We start from the raw sequence: 22,004 nt of genomic DNA, 5'->3' as shown, positions 1-22,004 counted from the left end.
CCACGCGCATTAAACATATTGCCATGCACCCGGCGCGTTGTTGCGTTGCAACAACGGATGTCGCAATGCAGCAAAACGCGCTTAAATGTGCTCCGAATCTTCCACTGAAGGAGCATCACCCGTGAACAAGAAGACTCTGTCGATCGCCGCCGCCATCCTGACGATCGCGGGCAGCACCGCGGCTTTCGCCGCTGAGCTGCCGACTTATGAGGCCAACGGCTTTCCGGTTTCCCCGATGCAGGTGCGCGTGCTCGGTGCCGCGCATGTCGAGCAGCAGGCCTCGGCGCCCACCAACGTTGCTTCGGTTCACCAAGCTCGCGTTCTGTCGCCGCGCAAGGTGAAGACCGCTGATGTGACAACGGGTAGCGCCCGCTGATCTGGGGCCCACAAGCCAACATCAAGCCAACGCAGGTTCTTTTTCCGAGCCTGCCTGGACCGCGTTCCCTTCGGGAGCGCGGTCTTTTTTTTGCGCGGCGAGTCATGATCACGTGTCACTTGTGTACGGCCGTTCAAAGCGAGTGTGATCTCTTTAATAGTTGCTTTGCAGATCGCGGCGCTTGATGCGGTCGCTGCTTATTGAGCAGCCAAGAATCATTTTCATAATGGAGTAGTCATGCCCATTGCACAGAAAGCCGTTGTTGCAAGCGTCTCGCCGCGCGCGTTCATTCTTAGGCATCTCGCCTTGTTCGCAGCCGCCGCGCTGTTCGTGTTCGTTCTGAGCCTGACATATGGGCTCGATCTCAGCCCCGGATTTTTCTAGCCAGATCTGCAACGGCATGGGTTGAGCCTCGTCGCTGGCTGACATAAGCCTTGCTGATGGATCAGCGGACGAGCGGCGCCGACGCTCTCACTCAAAAGAACGATGCGGCGCCGGCGCTTGTCGGCGTGCTCTGCGGCCTCGCCGCGGCGGTGTTCTGGGCGCTCGGCTTTGCCGGCACGCGGCACGGGCTCAAGGTCGGCTTCACGCCGGTCGATCTGCTCGTGCATCGCTATGTCTGGTCCGGCATCGCGTTCCTGCCGCTGGTGATACGCGGCGGCATCTCCGATCTCTGCGGCATCGGCTGGGGCAGGGGCCTTGCGCTGATGGTGCTCGGCGGCCCCGTGATGTCGCTGATCTCCTACACTGGTTTTCTGTTCGTGCCGCTCGGCCATGGCAGCGTGATCCAGCCCTCCTGCGCGACGCTCGGCGGCCTGCTGCTCGCGGCCTTGTTCCTGAAGGAGCACGTCTCCGCGTCGCGCATCGCCGGCGCTGTCGTCATCGTCGGCGGACTCGGCGTGATCGGCGCGGAATCAATCGGCCATATCGGCGTCGACGGCGTGCTCGGCGATCTGACCTTCGTGCTGACCGGATTGATGTTCGCAGGTTTCGGCGCGCTGCTGCGCCACTGGCGTGTCTCGGCCGTGTCGGCTGCGCTCGTCATCAACGTGCTGTCGCTGCTGCTGCTGCCGATCTACCTCATGACCGGCGGACTCGCGCGGATCGCGGCGATCGGTATCGGTGAGAACGCCATCCAGGCGCTGGCGCAGGGCGTGCTTGCGGGCCCGGCTGCGCTTTATCTGTTCGCAGTCTCGGTGCAGCGCCTCGGCGTCGCCCGCGCCGCCGTCGTCCCTGCCTGCGTGCCGGCGCTGACGGTGCTCACCGGCTGGCTCCTGCTCGGCGAGCCGCCGACACTATTGCAGACGGCGGGATTGGTGACGGTGCTGTGCGGATTCTATCTGGCGCAGCGGCAGCGATAGATCGCAAGCCTGCGAACGGCGCTTACCATTCGATGGTGGTGAACTTGACGCCCCGGCAGGTCAGCTCCCGCCCGAGCCGCTCGGCGCGCTCGCTGGCGGATTTTCCGAGCAGCCGATACCTGCCGCCGAGCGCCTTGTCGGCGGCAACCTGATGCCGGATGTTTTCGTACAATCGCAAGACGGCCTGATCGCTCAGATTGTCGAACATGTCATCGGTGGGGTTCGGCCCGGTCGCGTCGCTTGTTGGCGGTTCTCGCAGAGCGGCCTCCCAAAATTGTCGTGCGGATGCTGAGTGATCGGTACCGGCCCGGCGCAGCAGCGTATGTCCACTTTTGAACAGGACGTGCGGCTGGCGGGATCGTAGGGCGGGTTATTTTCGCGTAGCGGCCGCTGAACCTGACGACGGCGTCGCGGGCTCCCATGGCGCGGGCAGAACGACGCGAATGGGTCGCGCATCGCCCGCAGGCCCGCTCGTTCCGGCGGCGGCCGAGGACGGCTGGTCGCGCAGATCGCTGGCCGCGGCAACCGCGATCGAAGCCAAAACGAGACTCGCCGAGATCGCGATGATCCGCAAATCGAAAACCATTTCCGCCATCCTCTGTTGACAGAGAGAACGGCCGAACTCGCGAAAAGTTCAGGCCGACGCATCGCTTCTTCGTCCCGATGCGTCGTTGGCGGTCGCCTGGCGTTCGCGGCGCTTACGCCTTCCTCACGAACTCCGATTTCAAATTCATCGCGCCGATGCCGTCGATCTTGCAGGCGATGTTGTGGCCGTCGGTCGCGTCCTGCAGGCGGATGTTGCGGACCTTGGTGCCGCCCTTGACGACGGAGGAGGAGCCCTTGACCTTGAGATCCTTCATCACGATGACGCTGTCGCCGTCGGTGAGCGCATTGCCGTTGGCATCGCGCACGCCGGCCTCTTGCGCGGCGTCCGCGGCGGCCTCCGCCGTGCCGCTCCATTCGTGGCCGCATTCCGGGCAGACCCAGAGGCCGCGATCCTGATAAGCGTGCTCGGAGTTGCAGGTCGGACATTTCATCGCGTCGGTCATTATTCGCCTCGTCGCCCGTCACGGGCGCGCCGCACGCTTTCCGCCGGAAAAAGATGGATTGGGAGCAAATCCTTTACCATGGCTTTCAGTCATGGCGGAACCCTTGGAAACTTAGGAGTTCAGGAAAAACTCTGCGGTATCGAGGTCCGGAATTTGTAGCTGCGTCGGTTCGACGTCGCGGCGGAAGGGAGTGTTCTGGTCATGAGCGAGCATCGCGCCGCAGTCAGGCATCACACGCTGCGCACCGGCATTGTCGAGTTCGACAACGGCACCGGCAAGATCATCAGCGCGCCCTGCACGATCCGCGATGTCTCCGGCACCGGCGCGCGCCTCGGCCTCAACGCCTCGCTCTGGGTCGCCGAGCAGTTCACGCTGGTCTTCAGCAGCGGACTGCGCAAGGACTGCCGGGTTGCCTGGCGCAAGGGCAGGCTGATCGGCAGCGCGTTCGTGGACGGCTATGCGAGCGCGGACGAGCAGGCCGTGATGATGACCGCGGACGAGCAGTCCCGACACCGGCTGGGGATAGGCGAGCGCCTCAGGGCTGCGCGCGAAAAACGCGGCTACACGCAAAGCCAGCTCGCCGAGCTCATCGGCGCCACGCCTGCCTTCGTCTCGCTGGCCGAGGAGGGCCTGGCGGACATTCCGCTGTATCAGCTGATGCACATCGCCGATCTGCTGATGGTCGGCCTCGACGGGCTCGTCGCGAGGCCGGCGCCCGAGGATGTCGACGCGGCGTAGTCAGCACCCCGTCAAAATAAAAACGTCGAAAACAACCCCATGCACAGTAGAAATCTCGAGGGATTTCAGTGTGTTGGAAATCCGAAAAAGAGTTGGTATTGGCCGTAGCCCGGATGGAGCGCAGCGCAATCCGGGAATCGCGCCGCGGGCACCGTCCGGGCTACGGCCTCGCCTCGACTTCGGCGATACCGAATCGAATTTGACTCGTCGGGCAAAACAGGGGCAGTATGGCAAGATGGCGCCGCTGGAAGCTGGTGGCTCGCCAGCTGCGGAGCGACATGCCAAAGAAAGCAAAACCAAAAAGAAAACTGAAGACCTACCAGACCTCGCTCGGATTCTACGACCAGGCGATCGCCGCGCCCTCGATGAAGGCGGCGCTGGATGCCTGGGGCGCCAGGTCCAATCTGTTTCATCAGGGCGCCGCGAAGGAGACCGACGATCCCGACATCGTCGCGGCGACGATGGAGAAGCCGGGCGTGGTGCTCCGGCGTCCGGTCGGATCGGACGGGGCGTTCACCGAGCATTCCGAGTTGCCGACCGATCTCGCTGACGACGAGGCCAAGCCAAAAAAGTCTAGAACCAAGTCCAAGTCCAAAGCCAAGTCCAAGCCGAAGAAGCGTCCTTCAAAGGCTGCAAAGCAACCATCCAGCAAGATCGACGCTCAACAGGCGCGCAAGGCTGCCGCGGCTTTCGAGAAGGAAGAGCGGCGGCGGGAAGCCGAGCGCCGCAAGGAAGAGGCCGCCCGCGCCAAGGAGCGCGCGCGCCGCGAGAAAGCGGTCGCGAGCGCGCAGGCGGCGCTGGACGAGGCGAGGCGGCAGCACGAATCGCGGGCGGAGGCGATTGAAGCTGAGCGAGCCGCACTCGACAAACGCGCCGAGGCGGAGGCGACGCGTTGGGACAAGCAGCGGATGAAGCTGGCGGAGGCTGTGCGTCGCGCGCGGGAGTAGGGCTTAGCCGCGTGCTTCGAGGCAGGCGCGGACCTTGTCCGCCTGCGCGCGCGGCACGGCATGGGCGCGCCATTGCTCGCGCGTGGCGCCCGCTGCGGTCAGGCACCGGCCGATGTTGCGATCGTAAGCGTCCTGGGACATGCGCTCGCGCTTAGCCTGGCAGGCAGCGTTGCCGCCACACTCGTAAACGGGGGCAGCCTTGGCCATCGAGATACCCAGGGACAAAAACGCCACGACCAAAGATGCCATCAGCTTGCACATATATCCCCCGGAGGCCGGAATCGATTTGCTTCAATCGCAGACGTTTAGCGTGTTGGATCGCTGTTTGCAATCCAGGCGAGAGCGGAGGCGATCAAAGCGCAGCACGCTGCGCTGGAGAGCGCGCGGAAGCGGAGCAGAGCCGGTGGGACAAGCAGCGGATGAAGCTGATGGAGGCGGGGCGGCCAGCATCGGTCGTTCCGGCAATGCTTGATCGCAAATTCGCTTGCCTTGCCTGGCGTCCTTTTGCACTCTGGCGGCAAGGAGACAAACGCATGAAGATCATGACTGTCGCGTGTGCGCTCGGAACCGCCTTGGTGCTGTGTAATCTCGGGATATCGGATGCCGAAGCCCGGGCGCGGAAGGCCCGCGTGGTGGATGAACAACGGTTGAGGGTGGATGTCCCGGTGCTCAGGCCGACGCCGTGGGATTACAATATCGTTCCGCGCTATCGTTATCGCCCGGAAGACGACCGGGTCGATCCCTACGGCCCGCCCCTGGTGTCGTCGTATGTCCGCTACGAGGGCTGGCGCTGGCCGTACTGGTGGTGAAGGCCACCGACGGACGCGGAATTGATTGGCGCCTGTAGCCCGGATGAGCGAAGCGATATCCGGGACGTTACCGCAGCATTCCCGGATGTCGCTTCGCTCATCCGGGCTACGCTCCTTTGCTAACCGCCGTCATCCGCAGCAAGCCGCACAAACTGCCGCTTCATCGCGTTGACCCTGGCGACGTAGCTCGCGACGAGGTGATCGCCGCAGCGCTCGTCGGCGATCATCTGGAACTTGCGGCGCGCGTAGGCCGTGGCGGGGCCAGCGCCGCAGAGATGGATGAAGGCGGCGAGATCCTGCCTCTCGCGCGCACTCGCCTTCACATCGCCCGCGCGGGCGAGAACATCAGCGACATTGCGGTCGAGATACACCGATGCCAGCTCGATGGCGTGGCTCGGGATTGCGCGAACATAGAGGAAGGTCGAACCGCAGCCGGCTTCCGTGACCGCATTGCCGCGAACGCAGAACCGGGCGGCGTCGGCGTAGGCCCCGTCCAGCATCTGGAACAGGCCGACGGCGCTGGAGGCGGGCCGGTAGATCGCGAGCGGATTGAAACTCCATCGCCAGCGCCAGTAGGTGCGCGCGAGCGGATTGCCCGATGTCTCGACCTGCGCCAGCGCGGCCAGCAATTCGGGCGTGATCGTCGCGGTGGCATGCTTGCGGAACAGCGGCCCGTATTGCCGCCAGGTCTCCGATGGCTCCTTGTCGAGCGCGTGGCCGACAAGGACGAACAGCTCGGTCGGCTTGCGCATGGTTTGATAGGCGATATTCACGAGCACGACGACCGCAAGCAGCATCGCCATGCCGCCCGCGATCCGAACCATCCGCGGTGCGCGCGCGAAAGTCTTTCGCATCCATCGCGCGCTACGCCGGAGCTTGCGAAGGCGAGAGAGGAGGGGCTTGCTTCGTCCTGGCATCGGTCTTGTGGGAGTGCATCGCGGAGGCTTTGTACCTGGTTAACGCTGTCACCAGGCCTTGAAATCCCGGCTTCTTTTTCCTCCGGTCGCGTCTTTCAAGTCGCCGCTCCGTACTCCCACGGCAGCTCCAATCCTTGATGGAAATAACCCGAGGTTGTACTGTGCGCCGCAACAGGGTTAATTTTGTGTGAATGGATCGGCTGGAATGACCGTGATCGAAAGCGTGGTGTCGGCGGAAGCTGCGGAGCGGAAAATGCCGCCGGGCGTGCTGGTCGAAGGGCCGGTGGTCGAGGCCAAGTTTCGCGATTCCTACATCTCGTTCGTCATCATGATCGGCGGTTCGATCGCGGCGCTGGTCTGGGCCTTCTGGCAAGGCATCGGCTGGGTGGAGGTTTCGGTCTTCGCCGGCACGTTCGCGTTGTCCACGGTCGGGATCGGCTTCATGCATCGCTATTTCGTGCACCGCAGCTTCCGCTGCGGTCCGGTGATGCGGACGCTGTTCGCCGCCATCGCCACCATGGCGGTGCAGGGCTCGATCCTGAAATGGGTGAGCAATCATCGCCGGCATCATCTTCACTCCGACAAGCCCGGCGACGTCCACAGCCCTTATTATGACGGCGACGGCAACCCCTATGTCACCTTCGCCAAGGGGATGATGCATGCGCAAGGCGGCTGGGTGTGGGACCAGGCCACCACCGATGCCGGATACTACGCCAAGGACATCCTGGCCGATCCGATCGCCATGTTCTTCACCAGGACGCGCTGGTACTGGTACGCGCTCTCGGCGGTGATCATTCCGGGCGCGATCGGCTACGCCTTTGGCGGCGTGCACACGATGACCGGCTGTATCCTGTTCTCCGGCCTGTTCCGCAGCTACCTCATGACCATGGCGACGTCGCTGGTCAACTCGGTCTGCCACAGCGACGGCCGCTACGGCTACCGCCGCTTCGATCTCGACGACGGCACCACCAACGAGTTCGTGACCACGATCCTCACTTTCGGTGAAGGCCTGCACAACAACCATCACCGGTTTCCGCGCGACGCCTACATTTCGCACGCCTGGTACGAGATCGACATCAACGGCCTGATCATTCTGGGGCTGGGGAAACTCGGGCTGGTGCACGACATCTTTGCGGCGGGAAGCAGGACTGCTCGCTCCGGAGATTCAGAGGACGGGAAACGTCCAGTGGCAGATACGGAAGCGATGGTCTGACTCCCGTAGAATGGGTCAAGCGGAAGCGAAACCCATCACTCGCCGTCATCGTACGATGGGGTTCGCAAGGGCAGTTCTTGATCGGGATCAATTCTGCGTCCTCGCGCCGGGCCTACGCTCGCAAGCTGCCAAGCAAGCGCGAGGTATGGCTATGTCGCGGAGCATTCGCAATTATTTCGGCCTGGGGATCCTGATCGCGCTGTCGGGGCTGTTTCTTGTCATGATCGTCCACAGCGCCGGCGGGGCACCCAGGCCGGCCGCGCGCACGGCATCGGAGGGGCATCGTCTTGCGCAAGCGTGGTGCCAGACGTGTCACGCCGTCGAGCCCGGCATGGCCGGACTGTTCGATACGGCCCCGGGATTCGAAGCCATCGCAAATCGCAAGGGCACCACTGCGCTCTCGCTGAAAGTGTTCCTGAAGACCAGTCACCAGAACATGCCGAATCTGATCGTGACGTCCGATCAGGCCGATGCGCTGGCGAGCTACATCCTGAGCCTGAGGAGCGACTAGCCGCGGTTGAGGGGTGTCGCTTCGCTTCGCGCCGTCGGCTCATCCGCCTCGCGGGCTCACCAATCCGGATCGCCGTAGTAGGGATCGACCATATAGGGCGGGGGCATCCAGGGCCCGCGCGACGGCCGGGGTCGCCGAGGTGCGGCCGCCTGCGCGTGCGGCCGTGCAGGCGTAGCCGCATCGTTGTTCATCACGCTTCGCGCGGCGGGTTTCGCGGATGCAGGTGCGGATGAAGATGCGGATGACGTCGTCAGCTCCTTTTGCAGCGCCTGGACCTGTGCGGCGAGGCGCGCATTGGCCGCCGCATCCTTCTCCTGCGCCGCCTTGAGCTGTTGAATGGTCTCGGCCTGCTCGCGCAGCGTCTGCTCGTTGCGGCTTTTCAGTTGCTCGAGCTTTCCGTTCATGCTCGCAAGCTCGCTGGTGATGGTCTTGAGCGATTGCGCGAGATCGGACGACGAGGGGTCAGGCGCCGTGGCGCCGGTTTTTGAAGCGTCAGGCCTTGAAGCGTCGGCTCTTGAAGCGTCAAACCCTGCATTGCTCTCGGTGTCCTTGCCGACCGGCGGCGTGGGCACCGTGCCGGGCTCATCCGCGGCAGCGAGCTGCACGGCCGGCGGCTGCGCCGGACTTTCAACCGTGGACGCTTGCGGAGGCTCGCTCGCCGCCGGCGGAGCCCATCGCGCCATGATCGACCTGCTCATGGACCTGGCCTCGTCGCGATATTGCGAAGCGAAGGCGGCACCGAGAATCCCGATCGCCAGCACGAGACCGACCAGAGCGCGCAGCATGGGCCGATTTCCCTTCAGGCCTTGGTTGCGAACCGTGCTAGCCGGCGCCAGCGCCGTGCTCTTGGAAGTCTTGGCCTCGGGAGCCTTGTCCTTGGGAGTCTCGACAGCCTCCGCCCCGGCGCTTGCTCGCGAGACCCGCGGGCCTTCGTTGCCGCGTTCCATTCCGGAAACCAGCCGGTCCAGCCGCGCAAGGTCTTGCTCCGCGCTCTTGATCCGGTCGTAAGCCCGCGCCAGCCCGCCATCGGCGCGCTCTGCGTCCGGCTTGGGGGCGTCAGGCTTGGGCGCGTCTGGCTTGTGGTCGTCAGGTTTGGGGTCGTTCGTCTCGGGCACCGATGCGCTCTCGATCCAGTCGGGCGTCAATGGGAGTGCGGCAGTCCGATCGGAACGATAAGGCTCGCCACGATCCAACACAACGCGCGTGCGAAGGAGAAATTATGGCGAGGCCTCGGGGTGGGGCGGTCGCCGGGTATGCAACGGGCGCCCTTGATCTGGATCAAGCAGGCAGCCCCCGACCGTCGCCACCGTGCAGACATTCATCGGAAGGAAAATATGGTTCAGACAAGAGCGATCATCCTTGGTGCCTTCGCGGCCCTGCTGCTGGCCGTGCCGGCCAAGGCCCAGGTGCTGGTCGACGTTTCCAAGATCAGCTGCGACCAGTACATCACCCAGCGCATTACCCACATGCAGACCGTGAACGTCTGGCTCGCCGGGTTCTACGCCGGCCGCCGCAACAATCCCGTTGTGGACACGCAAGCGCTGAACAAGAACGGCAACAAGCTCTCGCGCTTCTGCGAGTCGCATCGCGAGATGCCGCTGCTGGAGGCCGTCGAGGCCAATACGAAGTAGCGGCCGAGGAGGGCGCGGGCGTTTGCGGTCGTGTCGGCCTGACCATAACGCGTTACGGCGACGTGCATTGAATCTACATCGACAGTCAAGTGCACTGCACCGTCATCGCCGGCCATCAATAGCGGCCGCCGTGGCCCTTTTGCTGCGTGATCCAGTCCGACAATGTTTTCGGTGTCGATCCCACGGTCCGGCCCGGTGATGCCTTCGGATTGCCGCGGGCGCCTTTCGCCGGACGGCTGCGCGGCGCTTCCGTTGCGTTGACGCTCTTCAAGGCAGCCGTCGATGCCTCCGCGGCTTCCTTCTCGAGGCGCAGCTGTTTCAATCGCGCCATCTTGATGCGCTCGGCCTCGACTGCGGGTCCTTCGGACAGCAGCGGCCTGTGTTGAGCGACCTCCGCCGGGACGATGACACCGATAATGGTTGTCTCGCCCAGCGCCTTGCAGGCTTCGAGCCGATGCAGTCCCTCGACCAGAACGAGGCGGTCTCCGTCGATCCGAACGGAAATTGGTTCCTGCTGCCCGATGTCCAGCATACTTTCAGCGATCTCCCCGACGATCTCGGGCTTGATGGCTTTCTTCTGCTTCGTGGGAACGAAGATCTTCTCGATCGGGAAGCTTTCCGGTTTGGGCATAACTTCACTCCGCTTCTACCGGGCCGTCGGAACCGATGCCGGCGGTGGTCGGAGTTTAGGAGGGAAGGGCTCGACCGCAAAGGTAATTTCGGCGGCGGGGTGCTGGCTTGCGGCGTCCTGGCACTCACGCGCGGGACCAGGCCTTGTGCGCGAGCATTTTTGTAAGCGATTAGGGTTACTCGCGCGGAGCGTGATACAGCAAAAAGATCAACCAAAAGAAGCTTTTTGATCGGAGCTCCTCATGGGAAATTTCATCCCGCACTTCAAGTCGGACGAAGCTCGTAGGATGGGTAGAGCGGAGCGAAACCCATCAACATCGATCGCCGAATGATGGCTTTCGCTCCGCTCTATGCGACGAGTTGCAATGCTTGAAGTGTGCCAGTTCCAACGAGCTCAAGGGGTGAAAGTTGGTCTCCCACCTTCACAAGTATCTCTATGTGCTGATGCAGACGCTCGTCGTAGTTGGATTGTATTTTCAGGCCTTCGAAGAGTTCACCAATTATAGAATGAAACTGTTTCAGCCGCGGAGGATCACTAAGCAGCCGTAATAGAATGTTGCGCAGGTACAAGTTCGCGTCACCTTGCGCGAGACCGGTCGCAACGATTGCGTCAGTGCGACGCTCCTCTCGGAGAGCTACACCTGCTAGTCCTGGGACGAATACTGAGAGGGGACGGCTTCTATCGGACGCGAGGCCGTAGAAATGATTGTTGTGCTGAAATGTGAGGCTTAAGTTCGCATTCTTGCCTCGACGCATCATAAAACGAAATTGCTTAGGATCGTCGGGCGCAGCATCGGTTGCGTAGTTAAACGTGAATACGGGGCCCTTAGCGGTATTCATGTCCGCGGCATGATGCAGCTTCATCGGGTCGCTGGCGGGCTTGAAGATTAGCTGTTCGAAGCCGAGCGTGTTTATGGGCTTATTCGGAGAAAGACTTGCCGATCGTGCCGATTGCAACGTTGTCACGGCAAAGTGGATCCCCTGCAAAACAGATGATTTGCCGGAGTTGTTTCCTCCAATCAGAATAGTGACATCAGCCAAGCTTAGTTCAACTTGCTTGACCCGCTTGAAAGCTTCGATAGTCACTGACGAAATGTGCATGGTCTACTATGAGCTGACATGGGGGCTGCCTTAGATGGCAGAGATCGGCTGGACTGTGAGTGCAGTAGCACTAGAGTGTTGATTCATGGTTCGTTCCTCAAGCGCTTCCGGCGGTCAAAGCGACCGCCGGAGTGTGTTATGGTGCTGACGCGATACGTTGCCGTAAGCTAACTCTCACGAACATCCCGTCGTGCTTCCACAAGTATCGCACTTCATGCAGGTGCCATTCCGCACCAGCGTGAAGTTGCCGCACTCGCTGCACATCTCGCCTTCGTAGCCCTTGGCCTTCGCTTCCGCGCGGCGCTCGGCCTTGCTGGGGACCGCGACTTGCGCGCTGCCGGCCTTGCTCCATTGCAGGGCCTCCAGCTTCTCGGTGGGCGAGAGGTCGTGGGCCACTTCCTGCTTCAGCGCGACCGCGCCTTCCAGGACGTCGCCGGCACGGCCTGCGCCGTGGGAGGCGAGCGAGGTGACCTTGGAGCCGCCGGCCGGCGCGCTGTCGTTGCCTTGGGCGACCGCGGTCGAGCCGCCGCGCATCACCACGAGGTTGTCGGTGCGGGAGCGGGTGAGGCCGCGCGACACCAGCTTGGAGGCGCGCTGGCCGTGGTCATCCGGCTCCTTGCCTTCCTCGACGCCCTTGCCGAGCACGTCGAACCCGGTCTCGCTTGGATCGACATGGGCGAGGTCGAAGCGGCTGAGATAGCTCACCGCCAGCTCGCGGAAGACGTAGTCGAGGATCGAGGTCGCGTACTTGATGCTGTCGTTGCCCTGCACGGGGCCCGCCGGCTCGAAGCGGGTGAAGGTGAAGGCGTCGACATATTCGTCGAGCGGCACGCCGTACTGGAGACCCAGCGACACCGCGATGGCGAAGTTGTTGATGAAGGAGCGCAGTGCCGCGCCTTCCTTGTGCATGTCGATGAAGATCTCGCCGATGCGGCCGTCGTCATACTCGCCGGTGCGCAAATAGACCTTGTGGCCGCCGACGACCGCCTTCTGGGTGTAGCCCTTGCGGCGATCCGGCATCTTCTCGCGCTCGCGCATCACGATGATGCGCTCGACCAGCTTCTCGACGATCTTTTCCGAGACCTGGGCGGTGCGCGCCGCCATCGGCTTGTCGTAGAGATGATCGACCGCATCGTCCTCGTCCTCATCGTCTGCGATGAGCTGCGAGTTGAGCGGCTGGCTGAGCTTGGAGCCGTCGCGGTAGAGCGCGTTGGCTTTCAATGCGAGTTTCCACGACAGCATGTAGGCGGACTTGCAGTCCTCTACAGTTGCGTCGTTCGGCATGTTGATGGTCTTGGAGATCGCCCCCGAGATGAAGGGCTGCGCCGCCGACATCATGCGGATGTGGCTCTCGACCGAGAGATAGCGCTTGCCGACCTTGCCGCAGGGGTTGGCGCAGTCGAACACCGGATAGTGCTCGGCCTTGAGGTGCGGGGCACCTTCCACCGTCATCGCGCCGCAGATGTGGACGTTGGCCGCCTCGATCTCGCGCTTGGTGAAGCCGACGGCCTGGAGCAGGTCGAAGCCGGGGGCCGCGATCGCCTCGGCGCCGATGCCGAGCTGGTCGCGGATAAAATCTTCGCCGAAGGTCCATTTGTTGAAGGCGAACTTGATGTCGAAGGCGGTCGGCAGCGCCTTCTCGACCTTGGCGATGGCCTCGTCGGTGAAGCCCTTGGCCTTCAAGGTCGAGGCGTTGATGCCGGGCGCGTTGGAGAGCGAGCCGTGGCCGACGGCGTAGGCCTCGATCTCTGCGATCTCGCTCTCGCGATAGCCGAGCGCGCGAAGCGCTGCGGGGACCGCGCGGTTGATGATCTTGAAGTAGCCGCCGCCGGCGAGCTTCTTGAACTTCACCAGCGCAAAATCAGGCTCGATGCCGGTGGTATCGCAATCCATCACGAGGCCGATCGTGCCGGTCGGCGCGATCACCGTGGTCTGGGCGTTGCGATAGCCGTGCTTCTCGCCGAGCTCGAGCGCCGCATCCCAGGCTGCTTGCGCATGGGTGACGAGGTCTCCTTGCGGGCAGGACACCAGGTCCATCGGCACGGGATTGACGCTCAGCGCCTCGTAGCCGTTGGACTGGCCGTGGGCGGCGCGGCGGTGGTTGCGGATCACCCGCAGCATGTGCGCGGCGTTCTTCTTGTAGCCGGGGAAGGTGCCGAGCTCGGACGCCATCTCGGCCGAGGTCTTGTAGGTGATGCCGGTCATGATCGCGGTCAGCGCGCCGGCGATGGCGCGGCCTTCCTTCGAGTCATAAGACAGGCCCATGGTCATCAGGAGGCCGCCGATATTGGCATAGCCGAGGCCGAGCGTGCGGAACTCGTAGGAGAGCTCGGCGATCGACTTCGACGGGAACTGCGCCATCATCACCGAGATTTCGAGCACGATGGTCCAGAGCCGGCAGAGATGCTCGTAACCCTCGACGTCGAAGCGCTTGGAGGGGATGTCGTAGAACGTCAGCAGATTGGCGGAGGCGAGGTTGCACGCCGTGTCGTCCAGGAACATGTATTCCGAGCACGGATTGGAGGCGCGGATGTCGCCGGACGCCTTGCAGGTGTGCCAGTCGTTCATGGTGGTGTTGAAGTGCAGGCCCGGGTCGGCCGACGCCCAGGCGGCGTAGCCGATCTTCTCCCAGAGGTCGCGCGCCTTCAGCGTCTTGGTGATCTTCTTGGTGGTGCGTCCGACCAGATTCCAGTCGCCGTCGGTCTCGACCGCGCGCAGGAAGTCGTCCTTCAGCGAGACCGAGTTGTTGGAGTTCTGGCCCGAGACCGTGAGATAGGCCTCCGAATCCCAGTCGGTGTCATAGACGTCGAACTGGATGTCCTTGTAGCCCTGTTTTGCAAATTGGATGACGCGCTTGATGTAATTGTCAGGCACGAGGCTGCGGCGCGCGAGCTTGATCTCGCGGCGCAGCGCCGGGTTCTTCTCGGGATCGAAGCAATCGTCGCCCGAACCCTCGCAATTGACGCAGGCCTTCAGCACGGCCTTGAGGTGCTTCTGGTTGATCTTGGATCCGGTGACGAGAGCGGCGACCTTCTGCTCCTCCTTCACCTTCCAGTCGATATAGGTCTCGATGTCGGGATGATCGACGTCGACGACGACCATCTTGGCGGCGCGGCGCGTGGTGCCGCCCGACTTGATCGCGCCCGCCGCGCGGTCGCCGATCTTGAGGAAGCTCATCAGGCCGGACGAGCGGCCGCCGCCGGAGAGGCGTTCGCCTTCGCCGCGCAGGCGCGAGAAGTTGGAGCCGGTGCCGGAGCCGTATTTGAACAGGCGGGCTTCGCGGACCCAGAGGTCCATGATGCCGCCCTCGTTGACGAGGTCGTCACCGACGCCCTGGATGAAGCAGGCGTGCGGCTGCGGATGCTCGTAGGAGGATTTCGACCGGGTCAGCTTGCCGGTGAAGGGGTCGACGTAATAATGGCCCTGGCCGGGGCCGTCGATGCCATAGGCCCAGTGCAGACCGGTGTTGAACCATTGCGGCGAGTTCGGCGCGACCATCTGCATGGTCAGCATGTAGCGGAGCTCGTCGTAGAAGGTCTGGGCGTCCTCGTCGGAGGAGAAATAGTTGCCCTTCCAGCCCCAATAGGTCCAGCAGCCGGCGAGACGGTCGAACACCTGCTTGGCCGAGAGCTCGCTGACGAAGCGCTCTTTCTCGGGCAGCAGGGCAAGCGCCTCGGTGTCGGGCACGGAGCGCCACAGGAAGGAGGGGACGGACTCTTCCTCGACCTTCTTCAGGCGCGCGGCAACGCCGGCCTTGCGGAAGTACTTCTGGGCCAGGACGTCGGAGGCGACCTGCGACCACGCGGTCGGCACCTCGACATTGTCGAGCTTGAACACGACCGAGCCGTCGGGATTCCTGATCTCCGACGTGGTCAGCCGGAACTCGATGCCGGCGTAAGGTGACTGTCCCGAAGTGGTGTGGCGCCGCTCAATCCGCATGGTCTTGCCCCGTCCTATCTTTGACCGGACCGCCTCCGTTCAGGCGTGCCGGGTCATCATTTCATTTCGCGGTGCTTGGCGGCCGCCTGGCCCCTGGCATCGCAGTTCAGCCGGTAGACCCGGCCCGTTTTCTCCCGACGCGATTGCTCGATGCGCGCACCGATCATCCGCCGGCACGTCCAGACCCATCCGCCCCAAAGGGATGAGCCCGACATGCGTTCAACGCCCCACAACGTCACGTCTTCAACCATTGCCATCCGAGCCTGTTTCCAGCCCGTTCAGGCGCCCGAAAAGTCCGCTCGCCGGGCAGACAAGCCCGTATCCCGCTGCCTTTGTCTGGCTTGGCGGAGTGCTGTTTTGCAGACCCTTTGGGGGAGTGCCGGCGGGACGCAAACACACTCGCGCCGAACGGATCGAAAACTAGGACTCTCCGTTACGCCCGTCAAGAACTAGTGCGAGTTCCTGAATCAAATACTAAATATGGTGGATTGTGGGGGATAACAGGGGGCAGGCCCGCGCCTGTTGTTGAGCCAAGTATCAGTGAGTCCTCAGGGATTCCCAACCGAAAAAATTTCCATCTTGGGGTGCCGCTGAGGCTTCACCCCGCTGTTCACAGGGCAGGTATATTTTTAGATCGCGGGCTTGCCACACCGGGACTCACGTAGGGCTACGGAAGGTGAGGGCAGGCATGCCCGCCGGGGTGGTGGTGGGAGGGGCGAATCCGCGCCAAGCTGCCCTCGATTTTGCCGGACTACCCACATGCTTGATTCGACTCGGCCGGTGCTGCGACCGCGCATCGCCCCGGCCGGCCTGATGTTCCTCGCCATCACCTCGGTGGGCTGGGGCTTCAACTGGCCAGTGACGAAATTCCTGCTCTCCGAGCTGCCGCCGCTGACCTTGCGCGGGGTCACCGGCGTGCTGGGCGCAGTGCTGCTGGCGGCGCTGGCGCTGATCCGCCGCGACAGCCTCAGTGTCCCGCGCGAAATCTGGCCGCGGCTCGTGACCGCCGCGATCCTCAACGTCACCGGCTGGATGGTGCTGATGGGGCTGGCGCTGCTGTGGCTGCCGGCGAGCGAAGCCGCGCTGATCGCCTACACCATGCCGGTCTGGGCCTCGCTGATCGCCTGGCCGGTGCTGGGCGAGCGGCCGACCTTGTTGCGCACCATCGCGCTGGTGATGGCCTTTGCCGGGCTTGCCTCGATCATGGGCGGCAACGGCTTTGCCGCCACCGCGGACAAGCTGCCGGGCATCGTCATGGCGCTGTGCGGCGCGCTCGGCTTCGCCGCCGGCACGGTGTTTTCGAAGAAGTACCCGATCCGTCTGCCGCCGATCACGGCCGCGGCCTGGCAAATCGGGATCGGCTGCCTGCCGATCACGATCATCGGCCTTGCCGTCGAGACCACGCATCTGGAGCTGGTGACGCCGGTCGGATGGTGGCTCCTGGTCTATTCGACCGTGGTGCAGTTCTGCATCGCCTATGTCAGCTGGTTCGCAGCGCTCGCGCGCCTGCCGGCCTCCGTCGCCGCGATCGGCACCATGGCGGTGCCCGTCATCGGCGTCGTGGCATCCGCGATCGCGCTGCACGAGCCGCTGGGAGCGGGGCAGATTGCCGCGCTGGTCTTCACGCTGGCGGCGGTGGTGCTGGCGACGCGGTGATAGGGCGCGGACTCATGAAGCGGCCGGCCGCCTGACGTCCTAAGCGGACGCTCGCGCGCGCTCCAACAGGCACGCGGCGGCGAGCAGATCGTGAGTTTCAAATCCTTCACTGAACTGCTCGTAGATCGGAGTGAGCAATCGGACGGCCTTCGGCCGGCGCCCGGCCGCTATCCAGCGCGCTGCAAGATCGGTGGCTACGCGCAGCTCAAAGGTCTTCGCCCCTATCGCGCGCGCCTCAGCCAGTGCCTGCTGTAACAGGTTTTCGGCAAGAAGCGGCTCACCTTCGGAAAGGAGTACGGACGCCTCGACCCGCTGAAGCTCCGAACGACACCAGCGCTCTCCCTGATCTTCCTGATGGTGAATAGCCCTTGTGATCGCCTTTCGCGCCTCTTCGATCCGCCCTTGTCGCAGATAGGCGCGGCTGAGGATGGCGAGATAGCTGCCGATCCGCATCAGGAAGCGACAGTCGATCAGCTCCTCGATCGCCGCACGGATATCCTCCACCGCCGCAAGATCTCCGCGCAAATCGCGCAGGCAGGCCGAGAAATAGCGCTCGACCGGAATCCAGCGCGAGATGCGCTCCCGATCCAGATTGCGACGCAGCCGCTCCGCGTAATGCTCGAGCGCCGCCAAATTCCCGGTTTCGAGTGAGATCGGAAGTGCGGCGAGGCCTAGCGCATTCGACTGCGACACCCAGTGACCGCCGCGATCCGCGGCCTCGACGGCATCGTTGGCCAGCTTCGCCGCATATTCGGCTTGCCCCTGCATCCAGGCCACGAAAGGCAGATTGAAGCGAACGGTGATGAAGCGATAAACCTCGTTCGCATCCTTGCGCGAACGGCTTTCGGCCAGCGAATAGGTCGCTGCGAGGCGATCGAGAACCAGGCGGCTCTTGCCCAATTCGCCGGCGAAGGCGTGAGCCCATGCCCAAGCGCGATCGGCTTCGGACGTCGCCGTCAGGTCACGGTCCCGATCGGCCAGCGCCGTTGCTTCTTCAAGATGGGTAATCGCACGCGGGATTTGACCGATCTGCAGCAGGTAAAAAGCAAACCCGACCAATGCACGTTGCTGATACTCGACATCCCCGGCACGCCTTGCGAAGGCAATGGCATCGAGCCATGCAAGCGCGTTCTCGTTCGAGAGCTTGCGCGCGTAGAACAGACTCCATCCCAGCGCACAGGCGAGCTTTGCACGCAGCAGATCGTCACATGCAATGGACTTGGCCAAGCCGAGCGCGGTCTCCAACCGTGCCTGCGCCTCCGAAAGAATCGACGTCTCCGACCACAACGTAATGCCGGCCACCGCCAGCCTGATCGCGAGGAGGGGGTCCCCGTCCTCGCCAAACGCCCATGACAAAGCTGCCCTCAGGTCCGCGATGCGGCCAAGATACCGGTGCGTCCAATCGGCGGGTTCGCGCCAGTTCCACTCCTCCTCGGACTGTTCGAACAGAGCGAGCACCCGCTGTGCGTGACGGTGTAGAGCATGGCGGGATGTAGGATCACCCAGCCGGCGCTCCGCTGCATAATGCCGTGTGCTGTCCAGCAGCCGATAGCGAAGGCTGGCTCCTTGCACTTGCGCGTTCAACAGCGATTTGGTCACCAGGCCGCCGAGGCCGGTGACGACGTCGACCGGCGTGAGCCCCGCAGCCTCCGCGACAAAAACGGCATCCTCGGCGTCGAACGCGCCACTGAACACCGACAGCAAACCGAACAGTCTGGCTTCCCTCTGTGACAGGAGCTTGAAGCTCCAGTCGATCGTCGCCATCAGGGTCTCATGACGCGGCGTCGCGCCGTCGATGCCGGGGGCGCGAAAACCCAGGTTTTGATCGAGAAGCGTCACCAGTTGGCGAGGCGTGAACCTGCCGAGCTGGGCTGCCGCCAATTCAATGGCAAGAGGAAGCCCGTCGAGCGCGTGGCATATCCGGGCGACCGCTTCGCAGTCGTCATCGACGAACTGATAGTCCGACCATTCTGCGGCGCGGCGGACAAACAACTGCACCCCAGGGAATTTGATGGCTTGATCGATTGTAAGGGCGGAGCCGGGCCTGGGCGAGCCAAGCGAACCGAGCCGCATCAGATGCTCAGTGGGGGTGCCTAGCGGCTCGCGGCTGGTGGCCAGCAGCCTGGAAGACGATGTGTCCGTCATGAACCTGCCGGCAAACATGATGGCGGCAGGCAACACATGTTCGCAATTGTCCAGAACCACCAGCATTTGGCGCGACCTCAGATAATCGAGGACGGCAGTCATGTTGTTGTCCGGATTGCCCCGGATCCCCAAGGCCGTTACCAGCGCAGCGCCGAAAAGCATGGGGTCAGCAATCGTCGCGAGGTCGACGAAGCACACGCCGTCACGGCAGCGGGGTGCGAAGACCTGTGCGGCTGCGACGGCGACCGTCGTCTTGCCGATGCCGCCGGCGCCTGCCAGCGTGATATGTCTACTCCCGATCAAGGCCTGGGCAATATCGGCAATCTCGGCGTCGCGACCAACGATGCCTCGCACCACGGGCGGCCTCGACAAGCTGGCCGGCTCCGCATGCGCAAGTTCGTCCCCGATCTCGCCGATGCTGGCTTGCACATCCGCAATGAACTTGTAACCCCGCCGCGCCACCGTCGCGATGTAGACGGGCTCAACCTGCGTGTCGCCCAACGAGCGCCTCAAGCTCCACATATTGACCTTGAGATTGCTGTCGTGGAGGAAGGTGCCGGGCCAAGCGGCCTCCATCAACTCATTCTTGCTGACGAGTTCGCCGCGACGCTGCACCAGCAGCTGTAACAGCTCAAAGGCGCGCCCGCCCATTTTGACCGCGCGACCATCGAAAAGAAGAAGCTGGCGGCGCGGAACGAGTTGGAATGGCCCAAAGGAAAACGTGAGTTCCTCTCGACGCCGGCCTCTCTGCAATGTCTCCGTGGTAGCCCGCATTCTTCACTGCCAAACGAGGCGACAATCCGCTGAAATATCATGCGTCCCAAGGCTGCTGAACATCGCGGTTTTTAAAAAAGCACGATTGCAGCGAGCATTTGGTCGCAGGACCCAAAGCGTTCCTTAGCCTCATGCGGGCCCCTGCCACGAACAGCGGATTTACCTGATTTAACCGACCCGCACCGCCCACCGTACTATAGTCGCTGGATCGAAGTTTCGTCCGTCCGAAAGGTATCGCAATGAAACGCCTGATCCTCGGAGCATTCCTCTCCATGGCGGCCAGCCTTCCTTCGTTCGCGCAGACGCCCGCAAGCAGGCCCGTCTCGATCGTTCTCGTCCACGGCGCCTTCGTTGACGGCTCGGGCTGGAAGGCTGTCTACGACATTCTCACCCGCGACGGTTATGAGGTTTTGGTCGTCCAGAACTCGACTGCAACGCTCGACGGTGATGTCGAGACAACGCGGGAGGTCATCCGCAAGGCGGGAAAGCCGGTCATTTTGGTGGGCCACTCGTATGGCGGTGCCGTCATCACCGAAGCCGGAAGCGATCCGAAGGTTCGCAAGCTTGTCTATATTGCCGCTTTCGCGCCAGAGGTCGGAGAATCCGTCTACGAGCTCGCGACGCGTCCTACTCCGGGCGAGGCTGGAGCACCGTTGTTGCCGCCGAGCGGCGGCTATCTTCTGGTTGATCCGGCGAAGTTTCCGAGTGCATTTGCGCAGGATGTCGATATCTCCATCACCGCCTTCATGGCAGCAGCACAAGTTCCGTGGGGACTCAAAGCGGTCGAACACAAGATCGTCGGCGCAGCATGGAAAGACAAGCCCGTGCACTACATGCTGACAACGCAAGATCACATGGTGCCGCCCAGCACACAGCGCTTCATGTCTTCGCGAGCAAAAGCGAAACTTACCGAGCTGCCGAGCAGCCATGCCGCGATGCTCTCCCATCCGCGGGAAGTTGCAGCCTTCATCGAAAGCGCAGCCGGAGAAGCAGATTGATATCACCGGCACACTAAACAAGGGCCGGTTTGAAGAGGCTTGGTGTCCTTTCTTCAGCGGCCGCTCTACGCTGCTTGATCCCAGCTGCCCAATGCCATGTTGGCGAATATTACGACGTTTGGGCTTAGGGCCTTCACAAAACTCAAGGGGAGTATCATGACTCAGCACGTCCTGGTTATCGTCAGCAACGCAGCCGTGATCGGTCCGAAAAATCGTAAGACGGGCTTCTTTTTCGCCGAGGTCGCGCATCCGTTCGATGTGCTGGACAAGGCAGGCATTGCCGTTGAGTTCGCCTCTCTAAGGGGCGGATGGACGCCATATGATGCCTATGACGAGAAAGATCCTGCGCAGAAGGCTTTTCTCGAAAGCAAGGCCTTTCGCCGCTTGAATCGCAGTCGCAAACTGGCTGAGGTTGATGCTGCCGATTACGAAGCCATCTTCGTGCCAGGCGGTCTTGGACCGATGGTCGACATTCAGCGTAACCCTGTCGTTCAGAATGCAGTCGTGCGCGCCTGGAGCAGTGGGAAGTTTGTAACTGCCGTTTGTCACGGTCCGTGCGCGCTGCTCGGGGTAGACCTTGGCGATGGCAAGCCGTTCGTGCAGGGCAAGAAGCTCACATCGTTCTCGAAGAAGGAAGAGTACGACTACGCGCGCGAAGACGTGCCTTACGAACTTGAAGATGCCCTGCGGGCAGAGGGTGCCGAGTATACGTCGGCAGCAAACTGGCAACCTCACGTCGTCGTCGACGGGCGCCTCATCACTGGCCAGAATCCCGCCTCGGCCGGGCTCCTGGCCAAGGAGTTGCTAGCGGCACTCAGAAAATAGAACTAGGCAGCCGAGCATCGCTTGGCTGCCCTGAAGGCCGCCGTTCCCCCCGAGGAAGCCTGGGTGATAACAATGCCCTCGAAGATCACTGCCATTCTAGTTGCTCACCCGGGCAAGAGCGTTGAGCTCAGAGAACTCCTTGTTGGTCTGGCGCCGCATTGCAGGGCCGAGCCCGGCAATCTGCGCTGGGACGTCTGGCGCGACAGTTCGGACGACCATCGTTACGTCCTTGATGAGCTTTACCGGGACGCCGCTGCGGTCGAAGCGCATCGAAGCTCGCGGCACTACCAGGCCTACTTGGCCAAGGTTCCTGAACTGGCGGAACGTACGGCAGTCATCGCGAAAGCCGTGGATGTTGGATGATGGGCATCACGCCGCGAATGG

24 protein-coding genes are annotated in these 22,004 nt (G+C 62.9%); 12 read left to right on the top strand and 12 right to left on the bottom strand.

Annotation, left to right across the window (positions count from 1 at the left end; all coding sequences use genetic code 11):
- Positions 1-121 precede the first annotated feature (121 nt).
- Positions 122-376, top strand: coding sequence for a hypothetical protein (locus AC0L21_RS00610; RefSeq protein ID WP_018454524.1), 255 nt, complete (start codon positions 122-124; stop codon positions 374-376).
- 153 nt (positions 377-529) lie between these two features.
- On the opposite strand, the gene AC0L21_RS00605 is transcribed toward AC0L21_RS00610, so the two are convergent.
- Positions 530-778 carry a hypothetical protein gene (locus AC0L21_RS00605; RefSeq protein WP_473258389.1) on the bottom strand — a complete coding sequence of 83 codons (249 nt, stop codon included), beginning with the start codon at positions 776-778 and terminating at the stop codon, positions 530-532.
- Positions 779-816: 38 nt separating this feature from the next.
- On the opposite strand from AC0L21_RS00605, the gene AC0L21_RS00600 reads away from it, so the two are divergent.
- Positions 817-1,737, top strand: coding sequence for a DMT family transporter (locus AC0L21_RS00600; RefSeq protein WP_473257012.1), 921 nt, complete (start codon positions 817-819; stop codon positions 1,735-1,737).
- A 22-nt stretch (positions 1,738-1,759) separates the two neighbouring features.
- Here AC0L21_RS00600 and AC0L21_RS00595 read toward each other — a convergent pair whose 3' ends face one another.
- The 3 genes from AC0L21_RS00595 to AC0L21_RS00585 form a co-directional block, all read right to left on the bottom strand.
- The gene (locus AC0L21_RS00595) at positions 1,760-1,945 is read right to left on the bottom strand and encodes a hypothetical protein (RefSeq protein WP_473257010.1); all 186 of its coding nucleotides are present in this window, start codon (positions 1,943-1,945) and stop codon (positions 1,760-1,762) included.
- A 162-nt stretch (positions 1,946-2,107) separates the two neighbouring features.
- Positions 2,108-2,323 (bottom strand): hypothetical protein, encoded by a 216-nt coding sequence (locus AC0L21_RS00590; protein WP_473257009.1) that lies wholly within the window; start codon positions 2,321-2,323, stop codon positions 2,108-2,110.
- Positions 2,324-2,435: 112 nt separating this feature from the next.
- Positions 2,436-2,786: a zinc ribbon domain-containing protein YjdM gene (locus AC0L21_RS00585; RefSeq protein ID WP_027569793.1), complete on the bottom strand. Its 351-nt coding sequence runs from the start codon at positions 2,784-2,786 to the stop codon at positions 2,436-2,438.
- A 201-nt stretch (positions 2,787-2,987) separates the two neighbouring features.
- On the opposite strand from AC0L21_RS00585, the gene AC0L21_RS00580 reads away from it, so the two are divergent.
- Both AC0L21_RS00580 and AC0L21_RS00575 read left to right on the top strand, forming a co-directional pair.
- Entirely contained in the window at positions 2,988-3,524 is a 537-nt protein-coding gene (locus AC0L21_RS00580; RefSeq protein ID WP_473257008.1) for a helix-turn-helix domain-containing protein, read from the top strand.
- Positions 3,525-3,802: 278 nt separating this feature from the next.
- Positions 3,803-4,471 (top strand): cell envelope biogenesis protein TolA, encoded by a 669-nt coding sequence (locus AC0L21_RS00575; RefSeq protein ID WP_473257007.1) that lies wholly within the window; start codon positions 3,803-3,805, stop codon positions 4,469-4,471.
- Between the two features lie 3 nt (positions 4,472-4,474).
- On the opposite strand, the gene AC0L21_RS00570 is transcribed toward AC0L21_RS00575, so the two are convergent.
- Positions 4,475-4,720 (bottom strand): hypothetical protein, encoded by a 246-nt coding sequence (locus tag AC0L21_RS00570; RefSeq protein WP_473257006.1) that lies wholly within the window; start codon positions 4,718-4,720, stop codon positions 4,475-4,477.
- Positions 4,721-5,004: 284 nt separating this feature from the next.
- Here AC0L21_RS00570 and AC0L21_RS00565 point away from each other — a divergent pair, with 284 nt between their 5' ends.
- A complete protein-coding gene (locus tag AC0L21_RS00565) occupies positions 5,005-5,280 on the top strand; it encodes a hypothetical protein (RefSeq protein ID WP_027517656.1) in 276 nt (91 codons plus the stop codon).
- Between the two features lie 119 nt (positions 5,281-5,399).
- Here AC0L21_RS00565 and AC0L21_RS00560 read toward each other — a convergent pair whose 3' ends face one another.
- The gene (locus AC0L21_RS00560; protein WP_473257005.1) at positions 5,400-6,134 is read right to left on the bottom strand and encodes a lytic transglycosylase domain-containing protein; all 735 of its coding nucleotides are present in this window, start codon (positions 6,132-6,134) and stop codon (positions 5,400-5,402) included.
- A gap of 268 nt (positions 6,135-6,402) precedes the next feature.
- Between AC0L21_RS00560 and AC0L21_RS00555 the strand changes: the two genes are divergently transcribed.
- A complete protein-coding gene (locus AC0L21_RS00555; protein ID WP_473257004.1) occupies positions 6,403-7,410 on the top strand; it encodes an acyl-CoA desaturase in 1,008 nt (335 codons plus the stop codon).
- A gap of 151 nt (positions 7,411-7,561) precedes the next feature.
- A complete protein-coding gene (locus AC0L21_RS00550; RefSeq protein WP_473257003.1) occupies positions 7,562-7,921 on the top strand; it encodes a c-type cytochrome in 360 nt (119 codons plus the stop codon).
- Between the two features lie 56 nt (positions 7,922-7,977).
- Here the strand turns inward: AC0L21_RS00550 and AC0L21_RS00545 are convergent, their stop codons facing one another.
- Positions 7,978-9,036, bottom strand: coding sequence for a hypothetical protein (locus AC0L21_RS00545; protein WP_473257002.1), 1,059 nt, complete (start codon positions 9,034-9,036; stop codon positions 7,978-7,980).
- 219 nt (positions 9,037-9,255) lie between these two features.
- Between AC0L21_RS00545 and AC0L21_RS00540 the strand changes: the two genes are divergently transcribed.
- Entirely contained in the window at positions 9,256-9,552 is a 297-nt protein-coding gene (locus tag AC0L21_RS00540) for an HdeA/HdeB family chaperone (RefSeq protein WP_245313402.1), read from the top strand.
- Positions 9,553-9,667: 115 nt separating this feature from the next.
- Here the strand turns inward: AC0L21_RS00540 and AC0L21_RS00535 are convergent, their stop codons facing one another.
- The 4 genes from AC0L21_RS00535 to AC0L21_RS00520 all read right to left on the bottom strand — a co-directional run bounded on the left by AC0L21_RS00535 (position 9,668) and on the right by AC0L21_RS00520 (position 15,479).
- On the bottom strand, positions 9,668-10,183 hold the full coding sequence (locus AC0L21_RS00535; protein WP_473257001.1) for a ParB N-terminal domain-containing protein: 516 nt from the start codon (positions 10,181-10,183) through the stop codon (positions 9,668-9,670).
- A 347-nt stretch (positions 10,184-10,530) separates the two neighbouring features.
- Positions 10,531-11,283 (bottom strand): AAA family ATPase, encoded by a 753-nt coding sequence (locus AC0L21_RS00530; RefSeq protein WP_473257000.1) that lies wholly within the window; start codon positions 11,281-11,283, stop codon positions 10,531-10,533.
- A gap of 174 nt (positions 11,284-11,457) precedes the next feature.
- A complete protein-coding gene (locus AC0L21_RS00525) occupies positions 11,458-15,222 on the bottom strand; it encodes a vitamin B12-dependent ribonucleotide reductase (protein WP_473256999.1) in 3,765 nt (1,254 codons plus the stop codon).
- A gap of 56 nt (positions 15,223-15,278) precedes the next feature.
- Positions 15,279-15,479, bottom strand: a complete 201-nt coding sequence (locus tag AC0L21_RS00520) for a hypothetical protein (protein ID WP_473256998.1) — start codon at positions 15,477-15,479, stop codon at positions 15,279-15,281.
- 502 nt (positions 15,480-15,981) lie between these two features.
- Between AC0L21_RS00520 and AC0L21_RS00515 the strand changes: the two genes are divergently transcribed.
- Positions 15,982-16,878, top strand: a complete 897-nt coding sequence (locus AC0L21_RS00515) for a DMT family transporter (protein WP_473256997.1) — start codon at positions 15,982-15,984, stop codon at positions 16,876-16,878.
- A 39-nt stretch (positions 16,879-16,917) separates the two neighbouring features.
- On the opposite strand, the gene AC0L21_RS00510 is transcribed toward AC0L21_RS00515, so the two are convergent.
- A complete protein-coding gene (locus tag AC0L21_RS00510; RefSeq protein WP_473256996.1) occupies positions 16,918-19,797 on the bottom strand; it encodes an ATP-binding protein in 2,880 nt (959 codons plus the stop codon).
- Between the two features lie 239 nt (positions 19,798-20,036).
- On the opposite strand from AC0L21_RS00510, the gene AC0L21_RS00505 reads away from it, so the two are divergent.
- From AC0L21_RS00505 to AC0L21_RS00495, 3 genes are all read left to right on the top strand, one after another.
- Positions 20,037-20,795 (top strand): alpha/beta fold hydrolase, encoded by a 759-nt coding sequence (locus tag AC0L21_RS00505; RefSeq protein ID WP_473256995.1) that lies wholly within the window; start codon positions 20,037-20,039, stop codon positions 20,793-20,795.
- Between the two features lie 156 nt (positions 20,796-20,951).
- Positions 20,952-21,620 (top strand): type 1 glutamine amidotransferase domain-containing protein, encoded by a 669-nt coding sequence (locus AC0L21_RS00500; RefSeq protein WP_473256994.1) that lies wholly within the window; start codon positions 20,952-20,954, stop codon positions 21,618-21,620.
- A 63-nt stretch (positions 21,621-21,683) separates the two neighbouring features.
- Positions 21,684-21,983, top strand: a complete 300-nt coding sequence (locus AC0L21_RS00495; protein WP_473258353.1) for a putative quinol monooxygenase — start codon at positions 21,684-21,686, stop codon at positions 21,981-21,983.
- The last annotated feature ends 21 nt before the right edge of the window (positions 21,984-22,004 follow it).

This window comes from Bradyrhizobium sp. WSM4873 (assembly GCF_055811355.1).
The sequence above is the reverse complement of the archived record's forward strand: the minus strand, read 5'-3'. Positions and strand labels throughout refer to the sequence as shown.